We start from the raw sequence: 15041 nt of genomic DNA on the forward strand, positions 1-15041 counted from the left end.
ACTAACTTTATATACACATGAATACAAATCTTAAGGTATTTGCCCTTGCAGGTATCGTAGCACTTGGCATAGCCGGAACCAGTCCGGTATATGCCCAGAAAAAATCCAAAACAACGAAAGGAAGCACTCCAACAACCCCAACGGCAGCTCCGGCGGCAGCACAAAAAAAAGAAGGCATTAAACCATTTGCTGAAGTAATTACTGCAAAGGCTAGAACAACAAACGGTTTATTTAAAACACATAAAGTTGATGATAAATGGTATTTTGAGATACCAGATTCAATGATTAACCGCGAAATGCTCGTAGTTACCCGTTTGGCAAAAGCGCCTGCAGGAGTAAAAGTGGGTAACCAGCAATATGGTGGGGAAGAATTAAACGAGCAGGTATGGAAATGGGAGCGTAGAGGTAAACAGGTTTACATTCGGGTACCTAGCTATTCAACCAAAGCTGATCAGAACAGTGATATGTACGAATCAGTACAAAATTCTAATCTTGCGCAGATTTTGGCAAGCTTTGAAATTAAAGCCTATAACAAAGACACTACAGGCGTTGTGATTGATGTTACCGATTTTTATAACGGTGATATTATGGCCATCGGTGCTACGGATCAAATTCGCAAAGCATACAAAGTTACGATGTACGATGGATCGCGCTCTTATATTGACACGATAAAAACTTTTCCTATTAATGTGGAAGTAAAAACAGCTAAAACTTACCGTGCTGCGGAATCTCCTACTGATAGCAGTAATGGAGCTGTTACTTTCGAGTTTAATACATCGATGTTATTATTGCCAAAAACGCCTGTGAAAGCCAGGATAATGGATAGCAGGGTTGGCTATTTTGGTCAATCTCAAATCGATTATGGAAGCAATGCACAGAAAGCAGAACGTACAGCTTATATTCACCGCTGGAATTTAGTTCCCAAAGATACAAATGCCTATAAGCGGGGCGAATTAGTAGAGCCGGTAAAACCTATTATCATTTATATCGATCCTGCAACGCCAAAAAAATGGGTGCCGTTTTTAATTCAGGGAATTAACGATTGGCAGGTAGCATTCGAAGCTGCCGGTTTCAAAAATGCGATTATCGGTAAAGAAGCGCCGACGCCGCAACAGGATCCTCAGTTTAGTGTTGAAGACTCGAGGTACTCTGTAGTTCGTTATTTTGCCTCAGATATTGCAAATGCTTACGGTCCCCACATTAGCGATCCACGGACCGGACAGATTTTAGAAACGCATATTGGTTGGTACCACAACGTAATGAACCTGTTGCGTAACTGGTATTTCGTACAAACAGCAGCCATTAATCCTGACGTGCGTAAAGCACAATTTACCGATGCACAGATGGGCGAGCTGATCCGTTTTGTATCATCACACGAAATTGGCCATACTTTAGGCTTGCCACATAATTTTGGCTCAAGTTATGCTTATCCTGTTGATTCCTTACGTTCAAAAACATTTACCGATAAGCATGGTACCGCGCCATCAATCATGGATTATGCACGTTTTAACTACATCGCTCAGCCTGGTGATGGTGTAACCAAACTTCACCCTCAAATAGGGGAATACGATAAATGGTCTATAAAATGGGGTTATTCCTGGATTCCCGGCAACAAAACCGCGGAGCAGGAAAAGGAAGTTTTAGACCAGTGGACGTTGAAAAATGCAGGTAATCCTTTATATTTTTACGGCCGCCAGGGCACCTCATTAGATCCTCGTTTGCAAAGCGAGGATTTGGGCGACAACGCGATGAAAGCCAGCACTTATGGCATTGCTAATTTAAAACGCATTCTTCCAAATGTAGAAAAGTGGACCTATCAAAAAGGAAAAGATTACAGCGATTTAAAAGAAATATATACCGAAATTGTTGGCCAGTTTAACCGTTACATGGGGCATGTAGCAACCAATGTTGGTGGTTTAAGCGAAAACTTTAAAACTTACGACCAAAAAGGGCCGGTTTATGCCTACTTACCTAAGTCAAAACAAAAAGAAGCGGTTGCTTTTTTTAACCAGCAATTATTTAATACACCGCTTTGGTTAATCAGCAATGATCAGTTAAGTAAATTTGATAATGGTGTATTGTTAAACCGCATTAAAGGCGTTCAAACAAATACTTTAGGTAATTTACTATCAGCATCCCGTATTGCCCGCTTGTTAGATAATGAGACTAAAAATAGCAAAGCTAAAGCATATACCTTGCCTGAATTATTTACAGATCTAAGGTCATCCGTTTTTGTAGCTGGAAGAGCAGATGCATTTAAACGTAATTTACAACGTGCCTACGTAGACCGTTTGCAGGATCTGATGACTAAAGAGAATGAACTTCCGGTTGGCTTCCCTGTAGATTATGCTGCAAGTTATGGTTTAACGCCAATCAACGTTGGCTTATCTGATATCAGGCCATTGGTTCGTGCGGAGTTGAAAACCCTATTGGCCACCACAAAGGCCAGGGCTGCTGCCGGTGATGCCATTACCAAAGCACATTATGAAGATTTAAATATCAGAATTAAAGATATTTTAGATCCGAAGAAATAAATAAGTGCATGGTTGAATGTAGCCATGCATTCAATGATTATTTTGCGTTGGCTAAACCTCGCAGGTTTCAAAACCCTGCGAGGTTTTTTAATGACAAGTTTTTAATTTTATCCTAAACCAAGGTTATGTTTAAAAAGATATTTTTTTCTGTTGCATTATTTACTTTAAGTTTCTCATCCTTTGGCCAAAATGCCGATTCCATTACCGTTGTTAAAACCAAATGGCATAAAAGCAGAATCGCCCGGCAGGTGGTTTTATTCAGGCATCACTTTGATCATAAAAATCTTTTTGCCGCAAACCAGAATATTTCATTTTTAGAAATTAAAAATACGGGTCGTAGGGCCGTTTTTGCTATCGGGGCAGAAGAAAGAGAGTTGCTTACCACTAGCAATTTTGGGTTAAGAGATAAGGCAATAGCAGCTATAAACGGCAATTTTTTCGATGTAAAAAACGGAGGTGCTGTAGATTTTGTACGCGTTAACGGAAAAACCATCAACACAAACCACTTAGATAAGAATGGTAATAGGGCCAGGCATCAGGAAGCAGCAGTTGTAATTGAAAATGGAAAAATTTCGATTAAAAAGTGGGATAGGACAACAGATTGGGAAACAAAGCTGACCGCCAATGATATGATGTTGAACGGACCTTTACTGACTTTAAACGATATTGATGAAACCTTGGATACGACCAGTTTCAGTCGTTTGCGTCATCCGCGTAGCTGCCTTGGGATAAAGCCAAACGGGCGGGTGATTTTGTTGACCGTTGATGGAAGAAATGATAATGCTGCGGGCATGAATTTGTTCGAGCTCACCAAACTGATGCGTTGGTTAGGCTGTACAAGTGCCCTGAATTTTGATGGGGGTGGTTCAACTACCTTGTGGGTTAATGGAATGCCTGATCATGGAGTGATTAACTATCCAACCGATAATAAAAAATGGGATCACGAAGGGCAACGTAAGGTTGCCAATGTCATCCTGGTGAAAAAACAAGGCAATAGATAACGTTGCCCTTCTGATAATGCTGTTCGCCTCTGGTTAAAAAAACCTATTTTAGCTCAATATTTTCGTAAACATGTTTAAAAATACCATATACCTTATCTTTTTTGTGCTGATGCTTTCTGCCTGTAATTATGGCGCTAAAACCAGCAATCCAACCTTAAGGGATTTTACTTTCGAACCTGTAAAGGGCATTCGTTATGTTGAAGTGAAGCGGCGTTTTAAAGATGGATATTCTTTCAATCGGGAAGGTTTTATGCAAAAGCCATCATGGATTATCGAAGTGGTAAAAGAAGATACCATGGCGGCCTGGAGCCCGCAGAAAAATAGGATGCAGAATTTTTACCTGCAATACGACCATGCCAATGTATATAATTTTGCAGCTGAATTTTTTAAAGTAAAACACATCAGTAAAGACAGTTTGGTTTTTCAAAGAATCCAGGTTGATGGAAAGGTAATTGCCACAGATGTCCGTTCGGATGTAAACATGACTTTTTATGCGCAGGATTATATCAAAAATAAATTAAAAGCGAAAGCCGAAGACCTGCAAAAACCAAGCAAAGCCGACACTGCTTTTATCGAGAAACGTTCGGCCGAAGTTAATGCCAGTAGTGACAGGGCTTTTGCCGCTACAAATCCGGTTCAGTTTATCCCTAAAAGCAAAATTGCAAAGGTTGAAAAAATCAGTACGGTAGACCGGACGAATAACAGAACCGAGGCTTACGATTACATGTTTCCACAATATATTATCAGGATAGACCGGGCTTATAAAGATTTTGCTTACCAGGTTTCGGCTATAGTTGATTTTCAGGGAGGCATACATGTAAAAACGGTTTATAACGTGCTTCCTGAAAATGCTGAAGCTAAAAAAAAGGTAGCGCAGGGAATAGCTGATATCTATGTCAGAAACCTTTTTAATATTGCTCCGGGAACAACATTGGAGATTCCGCATAATAGCGAAATTACTTTGACCATGATTGGGAAAGCGAAATAAAAGGCCTTAGTAATCTGTTGTTTACAAAAAATTAATGTTAAAAAATGTTAAGATTTTATTTTGATTTTAAAAATTAAAACTTACCTTGCATACTTAATTTTAATATTTAATACAATGCAAGAAGGCACAGTAAAATTCTTCAATGTAACTAAAGGTTTTGGCTTTATCATCCCTGCGAATGGCGATAGCGAAATTTTTGTTCATTCAACAGGTCTTATCGACGAAATCCGTGAAAACGACAAAGTACAATACGAAGTTGCCAACGGTAAAAAAGGCTTAAATGCCGTTAATGTGAAAGTAATTTAATTTATTTATCATATTTACACATGAGGCTGCTTTCTTGCGATGGCGGCCTTTTTTATTTCATTTTTACGCGGATTCATATTGTACCCGATTAACCATTACTTTATTGTTCCTGGCCTGGGTAATTCAGGCCCCGATCATTGGCAGACGCATTTTGAAAAATCCGGAGATCATTTTATCCGGATCAATCAACTCGATTGGGATAAACCGGACAATAGAGACTGGATTGAAACGATTGATAGGGCCCTTTTTGGCTATGATCTAGCCGATGTAATTTTAATTGGGCATAGTTTAGGTTGCGCGGCAATTGCAAATTGGGCAAAAGAATATAGAAAGAAGATAAAAGGTGCCTTATTGGTTGCGCCCAGCGATTTGGAAGCGCCGCGTTATACTTTTGATACAGTCGGTTTTGATCATGTACCTTTAGCTAAAATCAATTTTAAAAGTATTGTTGTAGCCAGTTCAAATGATGAGTGGGTAACATTAGAAAGAGCTGGGTTTTTTGCCGAAAATTGGGGCAGTGAATTTATCAATATTGGTAATGCCGGACATATTAATGCTGCCTCTGGATTTGGAGAATGGCCAACGGGATTGGAGATTTTGAAAACTTTGGGTTAAAATTTAAATTGATGAGTTACCTCATATTCCGCGAAAGGTGCAGATGAACATAAGCCTGCGTAAATCATTCTGATCTGCGGGAACTCTGTAAAGCTATCTTACTTCCGGGCAACTTTTTTCCTTAAAAACTGATCAAGGAATACCAGTCCTATCACCAGATCAAAAAATAGAAAGCTATACAGTACAGTTGGCGTAATATATTGATCTACCCTAAAGTTTAAATTAGTGTTAAATCTAAATTTAGGCATACTTAGCGTAGAGTTGTAAATTACATAACCCAATAGGGATAGTAATGATAGGATGAAAAAGCCGCCAATACCGTAAATTATCTTTTTATCCACCTTGGTTTTCATGGCCACGGGTGCCGGCACCAGGGCAATACTTTCCATCACGTTCTTGGTAAAAGACATGGAAGGCTCATCAAGATCGAGCGCATTGAAAATCGAATTAAGTTTTAGCAGCTCCTCATACTTCGCCTTAATCCCGGCATTGGATTCAATTTTCTCTTCAATAGCTTTTATCGAAGATTCGTTGAGCTTCCCATCAATATAATCCCAAAGCTGTTGTTCTATCGTATTCATAGTAACTCCTTTACTTCATCCTTTAACAAATATTGTAATTTTTCTTTAAGTCGCTGCCTGGCCCTATGCAATTTTACCTTTATGGTATTAGGTTCCATGTGTAACGTTTCGCTAATTTCTTCCAAACTCTGTTCCCCCTTATAAAATAGGGTAATAATGGCCGCATCATCCGGTAAGAGCTGTGTAATGGCCATATTTAAAAAAGCATGGCTGTCTTGCTTCTCGTACCCATTTGCACTAAAGGCAGAGGTCTGATTTTCGAGTTGCAAAACGGCGCTTTCATCATCTATTGAAGTGGTATCTAACCGGTTTTTCCTTAAGAAAGTCATGGCCGTGGTGTAAGTAATGGTATACAGCCAGGTGCTAAATTTAGCCGTTTGTTTAAAAGTACACAAAGCTTTATATGCTTTTACAAAGCAATCCTGTGCAACCTCTTCAGCATCTTCCCTGTTTTTTAAAAACCTTAAAGCAAGCGTAAACACAAACCGCTGATGGCGTTTCACCAATAAAGCATATTGATCGGTTTCACCGTTCAATACTTTTTGGATCAGCGCTAAATCTGTAGTGTTTTGCTCCATGTTTAGTAGTGAGACTACACAAAGGATGATCAGGTTACACGTGAAACATGATTAAAGAGATTTATATCTTTGGGTTGAGACAAATAATCAAAATAGACTTTTTTAATGGAAACGAAAGGGCAGTATTTTATTGGGGATTGCAGCCCTGCTGTTTGCTGTAGCGCTCATTCTTCGGGGCTGCCGCTGCCATCAGGTTTACGAACAGCGTTTGCGCCTCTGAAAGCTCAAAAATGAAATACTGTCTTCGCCAATTAGCCCTGGGTGCAGCGGTACCCTGCAGGGCGGAGGTACGATGCCCGAAGCGTACAAGCGTAACACAGGAATTCCGTTATTTTCTTGCACAAGCATTGTGCTCCAAAAAAAACAAACTAAATCGCCGGTTTTACTTGGAAACGAAAGGATGGTTTTTCATTGGGGGTAGCAGTTCTGCTGTTTGCTGTAGCCCTCATTCTTCGGGGCTGCCGCAGCCATCACGTTTAGGAACAGCGTTTGCGCCTCTGAAAGCTCAAAAATGAAATACTGTCTTCGCCAATTAGCCCTGGGTGTAGCGGTACCCTGCAGGGCGGAGGTACGATGCCCGAAGCGTATAAGCGTAACACAGGAACTCCTTTATTTTCTTGCACAAGCATTGCGCTCCAAAAAAAATAAACTAAATCGCCGGTTTTACTTGGAAACGAAAGGATGGTTTTTCATTGGGGGTAGCAGTCCTGCTGTTTGCTGTAGCCCTCATTCTTCGGGGCTGCCGCTGCCATCAGGTTTAGGAACATAGTTTGTGCAGTGTGCAAAACTCCGAATGAAATAGTGTTTTGACTAGATAATCATAATAAACCTGGGGCACCATATTAGTATTAATGCGAGGCGAAAAATTTTAACCCGGCAATGGATCCAATAAGGGTGCAGATAAAAAATATCCGCCAAAAGGTTGCGGGTTCATTGAAGTATAAAATCCCGATGATGACCGTTCCTACAGCACCAATACCGGTCCAAACGGCATAGGCTGTTCCCATGGGTAGCGTTTGGCTTGCTTTATTGAGCAATAAAAAACTTAAGGTTATACAGACAAAAAAAGCTGCGCTCCATTTTATACTGGAAAAATTGTTCGATAATTTAAGGCAGGTAGTAAAGCCAACTTCAAAAAGGCCGGCGACAATGAGAATTATCCAGTTCATGATAAATGTGTTTCTGCAAATTTAAGTCGCGTTGAGCAGACAACATTTTACAAATGTTAAAAAATCATTGATGTGTTGCCCTTATTCGGCTCAATGTCACCTGCGTTACACCCAGATAGGAAGCAATATGTTTTAAGGCCACTCTTTTAATCAGTTCTGGAGATTGTGCCGCAAATTCATGGTAACGTACTGCAGCACCTTTAAAAGCCCGGTCTATGAGTCTCCTTTCCGTAGCAATGAGTTCCTGTTCGGCAATTTTTCGGCCCCAATTAGCTATCTCGATGTTTTGCCTGTAGAGCATAAAGAGATCGGCAAGTTTAATCCTGATTAATGTGCTATTGGTTAAAAGTTCAATATTCTCATAACCGGGACCATTGTTGATATAACTGTTGAACGAAAAAAGAACCGAACCACTTTCGCCAAACCAAAAGGTAATCTGTTGGTTTTCGCCATCACTATAGGCCCTGGCAATGCCGCTTTGAAGTATATAAAAATATGGTTCTACTTTATCAGCATAAATAATTGTGGTACCTTTAGGATATTGGACGCAGGCCATGTGCTGGCTGAGCTCAAGCCACGAATCATTACTTAAAGCGCTAAAAAGTGGTATATCTCTGAGTTGTTCAATCAAAATAAGAAGATTTATTACAAAAATAGAAATGTTTCTAAGTTTGCGGCCTTAGGTTTGGTGATGATAAGATCTGCTTAATGATTATTTTTTAACCTATAGTGTAACCTGATTAAAAATCATGTAGTCATAATACACAGAACACGGTTCGGTTTAAATAATATCCTATTAACACATTAAAAATTATCATTATGAGCGGTATATTAGTTCCCATCTCACTTTTTTTAGGCGGATTTGCCATGGTATTTGGAATCCGTTATTTATCAAACAAGGAGAAAATGGCCATGATTGAGCGTGGAATCAATCCTGGGGTTGGTAAATCGGCACCCAAACCTTATTTGAGTTTAAAATTCGGTTTGTTGCTTGTAGGCTTAGGTATTGGCCTGCTCGTGGCCCTTACACTAGTGAGAAATATGTTTAGCGGCGAGATGACAGACGCGGAAACCTCGCAGGCTGTAGCGGTTTATTTTGGCTGCCTGGGTGTTTTTGGCGGCTTAGGTTTGATTATTTCTTTCATGGTGGAGAAGAAAGCGATTGAAAAAGATAAATTCTAGTCAATTTTAAGCGTGAAAATAAAAAATATCAGGGTACTGTGTGGCCTTTTATCCATACTAACCTCCTGCATGTTCTGGCCTGTAGCGACAAATGCCCAAAAGCTGAATGGTCAGATTGATAGTCTGATCAAGACGGTAATAACCGATCAGCAGGGACCCGGAGGTGTATTTATGGTTGCTCAGAAAGGAAAAGTTCTTTATCAAAAAGCTTTTGGCAAAGCCAATATTGAACTTGGGGTAGACCTGGCTCCTGAAAATGTTTTCCAATTGGGCTCTATGACCAAACAGTTTACGGCGATATCAGTGCTGCTTTTGGAGCAACAGGGTAAATTAAAGGTAAGCGATTCCATTTCAAAATACATACCTGATTATCCAGCTGGAAATAAAATTACGATACACCATTTACTTACCCATACTTCGGGAATTAAAGATTTTACCAAAATGAAATCGCTTGCCAGTATTGCCCAAAGGGAAATGACACCTAAAATGATGGTCGATTTTTTTAAGGATGAACCTGTTGACTTTGCTCCCGGCGATCGTTTTGAGTACAATAATTCGGGCTATGTGTTGCTAGGCTACCTAATTGAACTCATTTCCGGTGAACAATATGCAGATTTTATTCAGCATCACATTTTTGATCAGCTCGGTATGAGCCATTCTTATTACGCCAGCGATAGGCAAATCATCAAAAACCGTGCTTATGGATACCAGAAGAAAGAAAATGCTTATGTAAACAAAACGGTGATTAATTTTAGCGTACCCTTCGCATCGGGGGCTTTAATGTCTACCCTGGCCGATCTGTTGAAATGGCAAAATGCACTGAGCCAAAATAAACTGTTAAATACAGCAGAAACAAATAAGGCCTTTTCACCCTATAAATTAAATAACGGTACATTATTTAATTATGGTTATGGCTGGCACCTAAAGGAGTTGGAAGGTTTGCCGGTAGCCGCACATGGCGGAAGTATATTTGGGTTCAAAAGCATGGGTGTTTATGTGCCTGGTGAAGATATTTATGTGGTTGGGCTTACCAACTGTGATTGTAATTCGCCAACCTTACTTACCGAAAATATAGCGCGCCTGGCGATCATGCATTTAATTAAAAAGTAACTAAATCCATATCAAAGGGAACAACTGCCGGCAGTTTAGCTGCTTTCCTATTGCGGTTTATTAATAATCGCTACGGTTAGCCTGCTGATGCAGTTCATTTTACCACGTTCATCGTAAATTTTTATTTCCCAAACGTGGGTTTTGGCTCCTATATGCAGGGGTTTGCAAATACCTTTAACCAAACCGCTTTTTACCGGCCGTAAATGGTTGGCATTTACTTCTAAGCCAACAGCAACGTATTTATCAGGGTTAATGCACATATAAGACGCAATACTGCCCAGCGTTTCTGCCAAAACCACTGAGGCACCACCATGTAAAATGCCGGCAGGCTGGTGTGTACGTTCATCAACGGGCATAGTTCCGGTAATAAAGTTTTCGCCGATTTCGGTAAAGCGGATATCGAGCAGTCCGCCTAAATGATTTTTAGGACGGCTGTTCAGCTCATCAACTGTAAAGTTTTTAAACCACATGGTAACATTCTTTTAAAATAGAAATATGGTGGATAATGTGGCCACCGGCAATAAACAAAATCGATTTTACATTAATTTCCCTGCCTGAGGCAATACCTTTTCTGTCCAGTTCTTCTTCGTTCAAAGATTTAAAAAGATATAAGTTAGCTTTACGCAGTGTGATAAATTCTTCGATCAGGTCTTCCAGATCACGTTGGGCAAAGCGGGCATTCAGCACATAGTCATCTTCTTCGAAACCTGGTAAAGGCTGCTGTTCTTTCCGCGCAAAACAGGTAATGCGGTAAGCAAAAACGCGCTCAGTATCGATAATATGGCCTAACATTTCTTTGAGCGTCCACTTACCTTCGGCGTAAGCATAATCAGCTTTATCGGCGTTTGCTCTAAACAAAGCCGGAAGACTTTTGGTCTGATCGCTTAAAATCTCGAAAATATCACCATTAACTTTACTGATGTAGGTTTCGCCCCAAGCAGGGTATTCATTAGGCTGTGGTCGGTTCATATCTTAAGCTGCTTTTTAATATTATTCTAAAAGTTGTGCCTTTGCCCAGTTCAGATTCTTTTACAAAAATTTCGCCACTGTGGTAATTTTCCACGATCCGTTTGGTGAGCGATAAACCCAGACCCCAGCCACGTTTTCGGGTGGTATAACCAGGTTGAAAAACCGCATCGAACTTAGACCTTGGTATACCTTTTCCGGTATCGCTTACATCGATAAAAACCTGTTCTTTGGCTAAATTTTCTACAATGTTGATGGAAATTGAACCTTCATTTTCAATGGCGTTCGCTGCGTTTTTAAGCAGGTTCTCAATTACCCAATCAAACAATGGAACGTTTAACATTGCACGTACCTGTTCATCACCGGTAATGCTAAATTTAACCTTATCTGATGTGCGTACTTTAAAATAACGGATAAAATCGCTCACTACAATATAAACCGTATGATCTTCAAGTATAGGTTTAGAACCAATTTTGGAGAAACGGTCGGTAATAATTTCCAATCGCTTAATGTCGTTTTCCATTTCGGCAATCAGCGGATCATCTTCGGCATCAAATTTAGATTTCATCAGTTCTGTCCAGGCCATAAGCGATGATATCGGTGTACCTAATTGGTGTGCTGTTTCTTTAGCTAAACCTACCCAAACATGGTCTTGCTCATCTCTCCTGGCCGAGCTAAATGCTGCATAGGCCGTTAACAAAAAAAGGAAAATAACACCCATTTGGATGTATGGGAAATACCTTAACTGCGTTAAAATGAAAGAATCGCGATAGTAAGCTTTAAATTTTTTGCCCAAAAAATTCATTTCGTCTGGCTGATGCTGTGCTTTCATTTGCCTTAACTGCCGTACAAAATATAAACTATCGTAAGTGAGTTTAGTATCTGCAACAGGATAATTGGTTTTAGTGCTGTCTAAACCAAAAAAAGAAGTAATCGTTTCTGACGAATCTACCAGGATTACCGGCGTTTTCGTATTCTTTCTTACGGTTTCTACCACATCGCGGTAATCATCGTTATCATAAAGAAACATGGCCCGCTCCTGGATTTTCACCCAAAGATGAAACTGGTTTGCCTCCTCGCGTTCCATTTTTTTTACAAAAGAATCGGTGTAAAATACTGAAGCAATGCCAATTAGGATGGCAAAAATGAGAAGGAAAAACTTCCAGCGGCGTTTCTTTTGATAAGGATTCATGCTTTAGCTAGCCAAATTACAATAACAAAACGAAAAAAACATCAAACCATTATGCTTTTTCAAAACCTTTCATCAATCACCTCGAACGCCTGGTAGCTTAACCACAGATGAAAACTCGATAAAATGGATGAAAAACATATCTTTGTATCGTCTTGCGTTTTGCGTATGGAGATAGGCGTTTTATGCGCTTTACGCCTCGCGCCAACCGCTCAACAATTCAATCATGGATAAAAAAGTTAGAGTAAGATTTGCCCCAAGCCCAACCGGAGGTTTGCATTTAGGTGGTGTGCGCACTGCCCTTTTCAATTATTTGTTTGCAAAAAAAAATAATGGAACTTTTGTACTTAGAGTAGAAGATACGGATCAAAACCGCTTTGTAGAGGGCGCAGAACAATATATTGTGAACTGTTTAGATTGGTGCGGCATTACACCAGACGAAAGCCCAGATCATCCAGGGGTTTATGGACCGTACCGCCAAAGCGAACGCAAAGCCAGCTACCGCAAATTTGCAGAACAGTTGATCAGTGATGGTTATGCCTACTACGCTTTTGATACGCCTGAAGATTTGGATGCCAAACGCAAAGAGATTCCAAATTTCCAGTATGGGCAGGCCACACGCATGCAAATGCGTAATTCTTTAACCCTTACTGTTAGTGAGGTTGAAGAACTATTGGCAGCTAAAACACCGCATGTTATCCGCATTAAGGTGCCAGGTGATGAAATAGTACATTTTAATGATTTGATCCGCGGTGACGTAAGTTTCGAAACGGCTTTGGTTGATGATAAAGTTTTGTTAAAAGCTGATGGAATGCCAACCTATCACCTGGCCGTTGTGGTTGATGATAAGGCAATGGAAATCAGTCATGCTTTTAGGGGAGAAGAATGGTTACCTTCTGCACCGGTACATATCCTACTTTGGAAATATTTAGGTTGGGAAACCGATATGCCGGAATGGGCACACTTGCCTTTGATCTTAAAGCCAGATGGACATGGAAAATTAAGCAAACGCGATGGGGACCGGTTGGGTTTCCCGGTTTATGCCATGAACTGGACCGATCCTAAAACCGGTGATGTAACCAGGGGATTTAAAGAAATGGGTTTTATGCCCGAAGCTTTCATTAATATGCTGGCCCTTTTAGGCTGGAATGATGGTACGGATCAGGAACTATTTTCGTTAAAAGAACTGGAAGAAAAATTCTCGATAGAAAGAATTAGTAAAGCAGGCGCTAAATTCGATTTTGAAAAAGCCAAATGGTATAACCATGAGTGGATTAAAGCGGAGAACGCTGAACGCTTAGCACCAAGCGTAAAAACGGAACTCCAAAAGGCAGGTATCGAAATTAAAGATGATGCTTTTTTACATACTATTATCAACCTGATTAAAGATCGCTGTACTTTATTGCCTGATTTTTTAGCGCAGAGCGGTTACTTTTTTGTTTCACCTGCAGAATATGATGTGAATTCAGTTAAACCTAAATGGACAGCTGAAAAGGCCGAGTTCTTTAATAGTTTCGCTGCCGGTTTAACTTTAACCGATGCCGGCTCTGCAGAAGCAGCCTTTAAAGCCCTTGCTGAAGAAAAAGGCTTTAAACCGGGAGAATTGATGCTTCCATTCCGTATTATGTTGGTTGGTGGTAAATTTGGTCCGGGCGTTTTTGATATTGCAGTATTGTTGGGCGTTTACGAAACTCAGGCAAGAATAGCTAAAGCGATAGCTGTTTTTAACGCATAATATTATTAGTATATCCAGAGAAGTCGAGTTTTTTGAAACTTGACTTCTTTTTTATATTCTACAGCAACCTGGCGATGTCTATAAGATAAAACCATTTACTTTGTTCCAATCTAGAAAGCGGACTTCTGTTATCGCCACAACCCCAAAGAATAATCAAAAAAATAATTTATACTTTAGCATAACAATTCGCCCACAATTAAGGTTTATTCAGAAAACTAAAAGATAGACTATGCAATGGTTTGGTAAAGGCAGTAATAATGTAGAAGACGGCAGGAGTGGCGGTGGAGGAAAAACCATCCTCGGCGGTGGTGTAGGTATCATAATTGTGGTGCTAGGCCTGATTTTTGGTAAAGATCTAACCGGCTTGGTGGGCCAGATTCCCGCTACCACAGGTACTGAAGAAGTTAAGCAGGGTGTGCCTGCAAACGATCCACAGGCACAGTTTGTAGCAGGTGTGTTAGAATCAACAGAGCAGGTATGGGATAAAGAATTTCAGGCAATGGGCAGGCAATATGAATATCCTAAGCTTAGGTTGTTTAGAGATGCAGTGCAAACAGCCTGCGGAAATGCCAGTGCTAATGTTGGACCATTTTATTGCCCGGGCGACCATAAAGTGTATATTGATTTATCATTTTACGATGATTTAAAGAACCGTTTTGGCGCTGCCGGAGATTTTGCACAAGCTTATGTAATTGCGCATGAGGTTGGCCATCATGTTCAGAATTTATTGGGGATTTCGGAGAAACTAGACCAGGCGCGTGGCCAGGTTAGCGAAAAGGAGTATAACCGCTTATCGGTAAAATTAGAATTGCAGGCCGATTTTTTCGCCGGACTTTGGGCACATCATGCTCAAAACCTTAAAGATTTTAAATTGGAAGAGGGCGATATAGAGGAAGCATTAACGGCCGCCAATGCCATTGGCGATGATAAGTTGCAAAAACAGGCTACCGGCGAAGTGAAGCCTGATTCTTTTACGCACGGTACCTCTGCCCAGCGGATGTATTGGTTTAAAAAGGGTTTCGAAACAGGAGATATAAAACAGGGGGATACCTTTAATTCAAATAATTTATAAAAATTAAAACTTTTT

The 15041-nt window shown here is 40.2% G+C and carries 16 protein-coding genes; 9 read left to right on the forward strand and 7 right to left on the reverse strand.

Features of this window, described 5'->3' with window-relative positions; genetic code table 11:
• Nucleotides 1-17 precede the first annotated feature (17 nt).
• The 5 genes from ACIQXP_RS20545 to ACIQXP_RS20565 all read left to right on the forward strand — a co-directional run bounded on the left by ACIQXP_RS20545 (nt 18) and on the right by ACIQXP_RS20565 (nt 5444).
• The gene (locus tag ACIQXP_RS20545) at nt 18-2534 is read left to right on the forward strand and encodes a zinc-dependent metalloprotease (RefSeq protein WP_387507377.1); all 2517 of its coding nucleotides are present in this window, start codon (nt 18-20) and stop codon (nt 2532-2534) included.
• 125 nt (nt 2535-2659) lie between these two features.
• A complete protein-coding gene (locus ACIQXP_RS20550) occupies nt 2660-3535 on the forward strand; it encodes a phosphodiester glycosidase family protein (RefSeq protein ID WP_387507380.1) in 876 nt (291 codons plus the stop codon).
• Nucleotides 3536-3605: 70 nt separating this feature from the next.
• Entirely contained in the window at nt 3606-4523 is a 918-nt protein-coding gene (locus tag ACIQXP_RS20555) for a hypothetical protein (protein ID WP_293744931.1), read from the forward strand.
• 114 nt (nt 4524-4637) lie between these two features.
• Nucleotides 4638-4829: a cold-shock protein gene (locus tag ACIQXP_RS20560; protein WP_010599196.1), complete on the forward strand. Its 192-nt coding sequence runs from the start codon at nt 4638-4640 to the stop codon at nt 4827-4829.
• A gap of 39 nt (nt 4830-4868) precedes the next feature.
• Complete coding sequence (locus tag ACIQXP_RS20565) at nt 4869-5444, forward strand: RBBP9/YdeN family alpha/beta hydrolase (protein WP_293744930.1); 576 nt, start codon at nt 4869-4871, stop codon at nt 5442-5444.
• Between the two features lie 98 nt (nt 5445-5542).
• On the opposite strand, the gene ACIQXP_RS20570 is transcribed toward ACIQXP_RS20565, so the two are convergent.
• The 4 genes from ACIQXP_RS20570 to ACIQXP_RS20585 all read right to left on the reverse strand — a co-directional run bounded on the left by ACIQXP_RS20570 (nt 5543) and on the right by ACIQXP_RS20585 (nt 8403).
• Nucleotides 5543-6025: an anti-sigma factor family protein gene (locus tag ACIQXP_RS20570; protein ID WP_387507383.1), complete on the reverse strand. Its 483-nt coding sequence runs from the start codon at nt 6023-6025 to the stop codon at nt 5543-5545.
• Entirely contained in the window at nt 6022-6603 is a 582-nt protein-coding gene (locus ACIQXP_RS20575; protein WP_293744928.1) for an RNA polymerase sigma factor, read from the reverse strand. Before ACIQXP_RS20575 ends, ACIQXP_RS20570 begins: the two co-directional genes overlap by 4 nt.
• Nucleotides 6604-7451: 848 nt before the next feature.
• On the reverse strand, nt 7452-7772 hold the full coding sequence (locus tag ACIQXP_RS20580) for a DMT family transporter (protein ID WP_293744927.1): 321 nt from the start codon (nt 7770-7772) through the stop codon (nt 7452-7454).
• 64 nt (nt 7773-7836) lie between these two features.
• Nucleotides 7837-8403 carry a Crp/Fnr family transcriptional regulator gene (locus ACIQXP_RS20585; RefSeq protein WP_293744926.1) on the reverse strand — a complete coding sequence of 189 codons (567 nt, stop codon included), beginning with the start codon at nt 8401-8403 and terminating at the stop codon, nt 7837-7839.
• A gap of 188 nt (nt 8404-8591) precedes the next feature.
• Here ACIQXP_RS20585 and ACIQXP_RS20590 point away from each other — a divergent pair, with 188 nt between their 5' ends.
• Nucleotides 8592-8954, forward strand: coding sequence for a DUF6249 domain-containing protein (locus ACIQXP_RS20590; RefSeq protein WP_293744925.1), 363 nt, complete (start codon nt 8592-8594; stop codon nt 8952-8954).
• 12 nt (nt 8955-8966) lie between these two features.
• Nucleotides 8967-10064: a serine hydrolase domain-containing protein gene (locus tag ACIQXP_RS20595; RefSeq protein ID WP_293744924.1), complete on the forward strand. Its 1098-nt coding sequence runs from the start codon at nt 8967-8969 to the stop codon at nt 10062-10064.
• A gap of 47 nt (nt 10065-10111) precedes the next feature.
• Here ACIQXP_RS20595 and ACIQXP_RS20600 read toward each other — a convergent pair whose 3' ends face one another.
• Genes ACIQXP_RS20600 through ACIQXP_RS20610 form a run of 3 tightly spaced genes read right to left on the reverse strand, consistent with a single transcriptional unit; the run spans nt 10112 to nt 12222 of the window.
• A complete protein-coding gene (locus ACIQXP_RS20600; RefSeq protein WP_293744923.1) occupies nt 10112-10534 on the reverse strand; it encodes a hotdog fold thioesterase in 423 nt (140 codons plus the stop codon).
• Nucleotides 10524-11033: a DinB family protein gene (locus ACIQXP_RS20605; protein ID WP_293744922.1), complete on the reverse strand. Its 510-nt coding sequence runs from the start codon at nt 11031-11033 to the stop codon at nt 10524-10526. Before ACIQXP_RS20605 ends, ACIQXP_RS20600 begins: the two co-directional genes overlap by 11 nt.
• A complete protein-coding gene (locus tag ACIQXP_RS20610) occupies nt 11014-12222 on the reverse strand; it encodes a sensor histidine kinase (protein WP_293744921.1) in 1209 nt (402 codons plus the stop codon). Before ACIQXP_RS20610 ends, ACIQXP_RS20605 begins: the two co-directional genes overlap by 20 nt.
• Nucleotides 12223-12445: 223 nt before the next feature.
• Between ACIQXP_RS20610 and gltX the strand changes: the two genes are divergently transcribed.
• On the forward strand, nt 12446-13954 hold the full coding sequence (gene gltX / locus ACIQXP_RS20615; protein WP_293744920.1) for a glutamate--tRNA ligase: 1509 nt from the start codon (nt 12446-12448) through the stop codon (nt 13952-13954).
• Between the two features lie 229 nt (nt 13955-14183).
• Complete coding sequence (ypfJ, locus tag ACIQXP_RS20620) at nt 14184-15026, forward strand: KPN_02809 family neutral zinc metallopeptidase (protein ID WP_293744919.1); 843 nt, start codon at nt 14184-14186, stop codon at nt 15024-15026.
• The last annotated feature ends 15 nt before the right edge of the window (nt 15027-15041 follow it).

The organism is Pedobacter suwonensis (assembly GCF_044762335.1).
GTDB lineage: Bacteria > Bacteroidota > Bacteroidia > Sphingobacteriales > Sphingobacteriaceae > Pedobacter.

What these genes read in the sequence shown, in the direction of transcription:
- gltX (WP_293744920.1), top strand. Translation starts at nt 12,446, where the DNA reads ATGGATAAAAAAGTTAGAGTAAGATTTGCCCCAAGCCCAACCGGAGGT.
- ACIQXP_RS20600 (WP_293744923.1), bottom strand. Translation starts at nt 10,534, where the DNA reads ATGTGGTTTAAAAACTTTACAGTTGATGAGCTGAACAGCCGTCCTAAA.
- ACIQXP_RS20580 (WP_293744927.1), bottom strand. Translation starts at nt 7,772, where the DNA reads ATGAACTGGATAATTCTCATTGTCGCCGGCCTTTTTGAAGTTGGCTTT.
- ACIQXP_RS20575 (WP_293744928.1), bottom strand. Translation starts at nt 6,603, where the DNA reads ATGGAGCAAAACACTACAGATTTAGCGCTGATCCAAAAAGTATTGAAC.
- ACIQXP_RS20570 (WP_387507383.1), bottom strand. Translation starts at nt 6,025, where the DNA reads ATGAATACGATAGAACAACAGCTTTGGGATTATATTGATGGGAAGCTC.
- ACIQXP_RS20565 (WP_293744930.1), top strand. Translation starts at nt 4,869, where the DNA reads ATGGCGGCCTTTTTTATTTCATTTTTACGCGGATTCATATTGTACCCG.
- ypfJ (WP_293744919.1), top strand. Translation starts at nt 14,184, where the DNA reads ATGCAATGGTTTGGTAAAGGCAGTAATAATGTAGAAGACGGCAGGAGT.
- ACIQXP_RS20610 (WP_293744921.1), bottom strand. Translation starts at nt 12,222, where the DNA reads ATGAATCCTTATCAAAAGAAACGCCGCTGGAAGTTTTTCCTTCTCATT.
- ACIQXP_RS20605 (WP_293744922.1), bottom strand. Translation starts at nt 11,033, where the DNA reads ATGAACCGACCACAGCCTAATGAATACCCTGCTTGGGGCGAAACCTAC.
- ACIQXP_RS20590 (WP_293744925.1), top strand. Translation starts at nt 8,592, where the DNA reads ATGAGCGGTATATTAGTTCCCATCTCACTTTTTTTAGGCGGATTTGCC.
- ACIQXP_RS20545 (WP_387507377.1), top strand. Translation starts at nt 18, where the DNA reads ATGAATACAAATCTTAAGGTATTTGCCCTTGCAGGTATCGTAGCACTT.
- ACIQXP_RS20555 (WP_293744931.1), top strand. Translation starts at nt 3,606, where the DNA reads ATGTTTAAAAATACCATATACCTTATCTTTTTTGTGCTGATGCTTTCT.
- ACIQXP_RS20560 (WP_010599196.1), top strand. Translation starts at nt 4,638, where the DNA reads ATGCAAGAAGGCACAGTAAAATTCTTCAATGTAACTAAAGGTTTTGGC.
- ACIQXP_RS20550 (WP_387507380.1), top strand. Translation starts at nt 2,660, where the DNA reads ATGTTTAAAAAGATATTTTTTTCTGTTGCATTATTTACTTTAAGTTTC.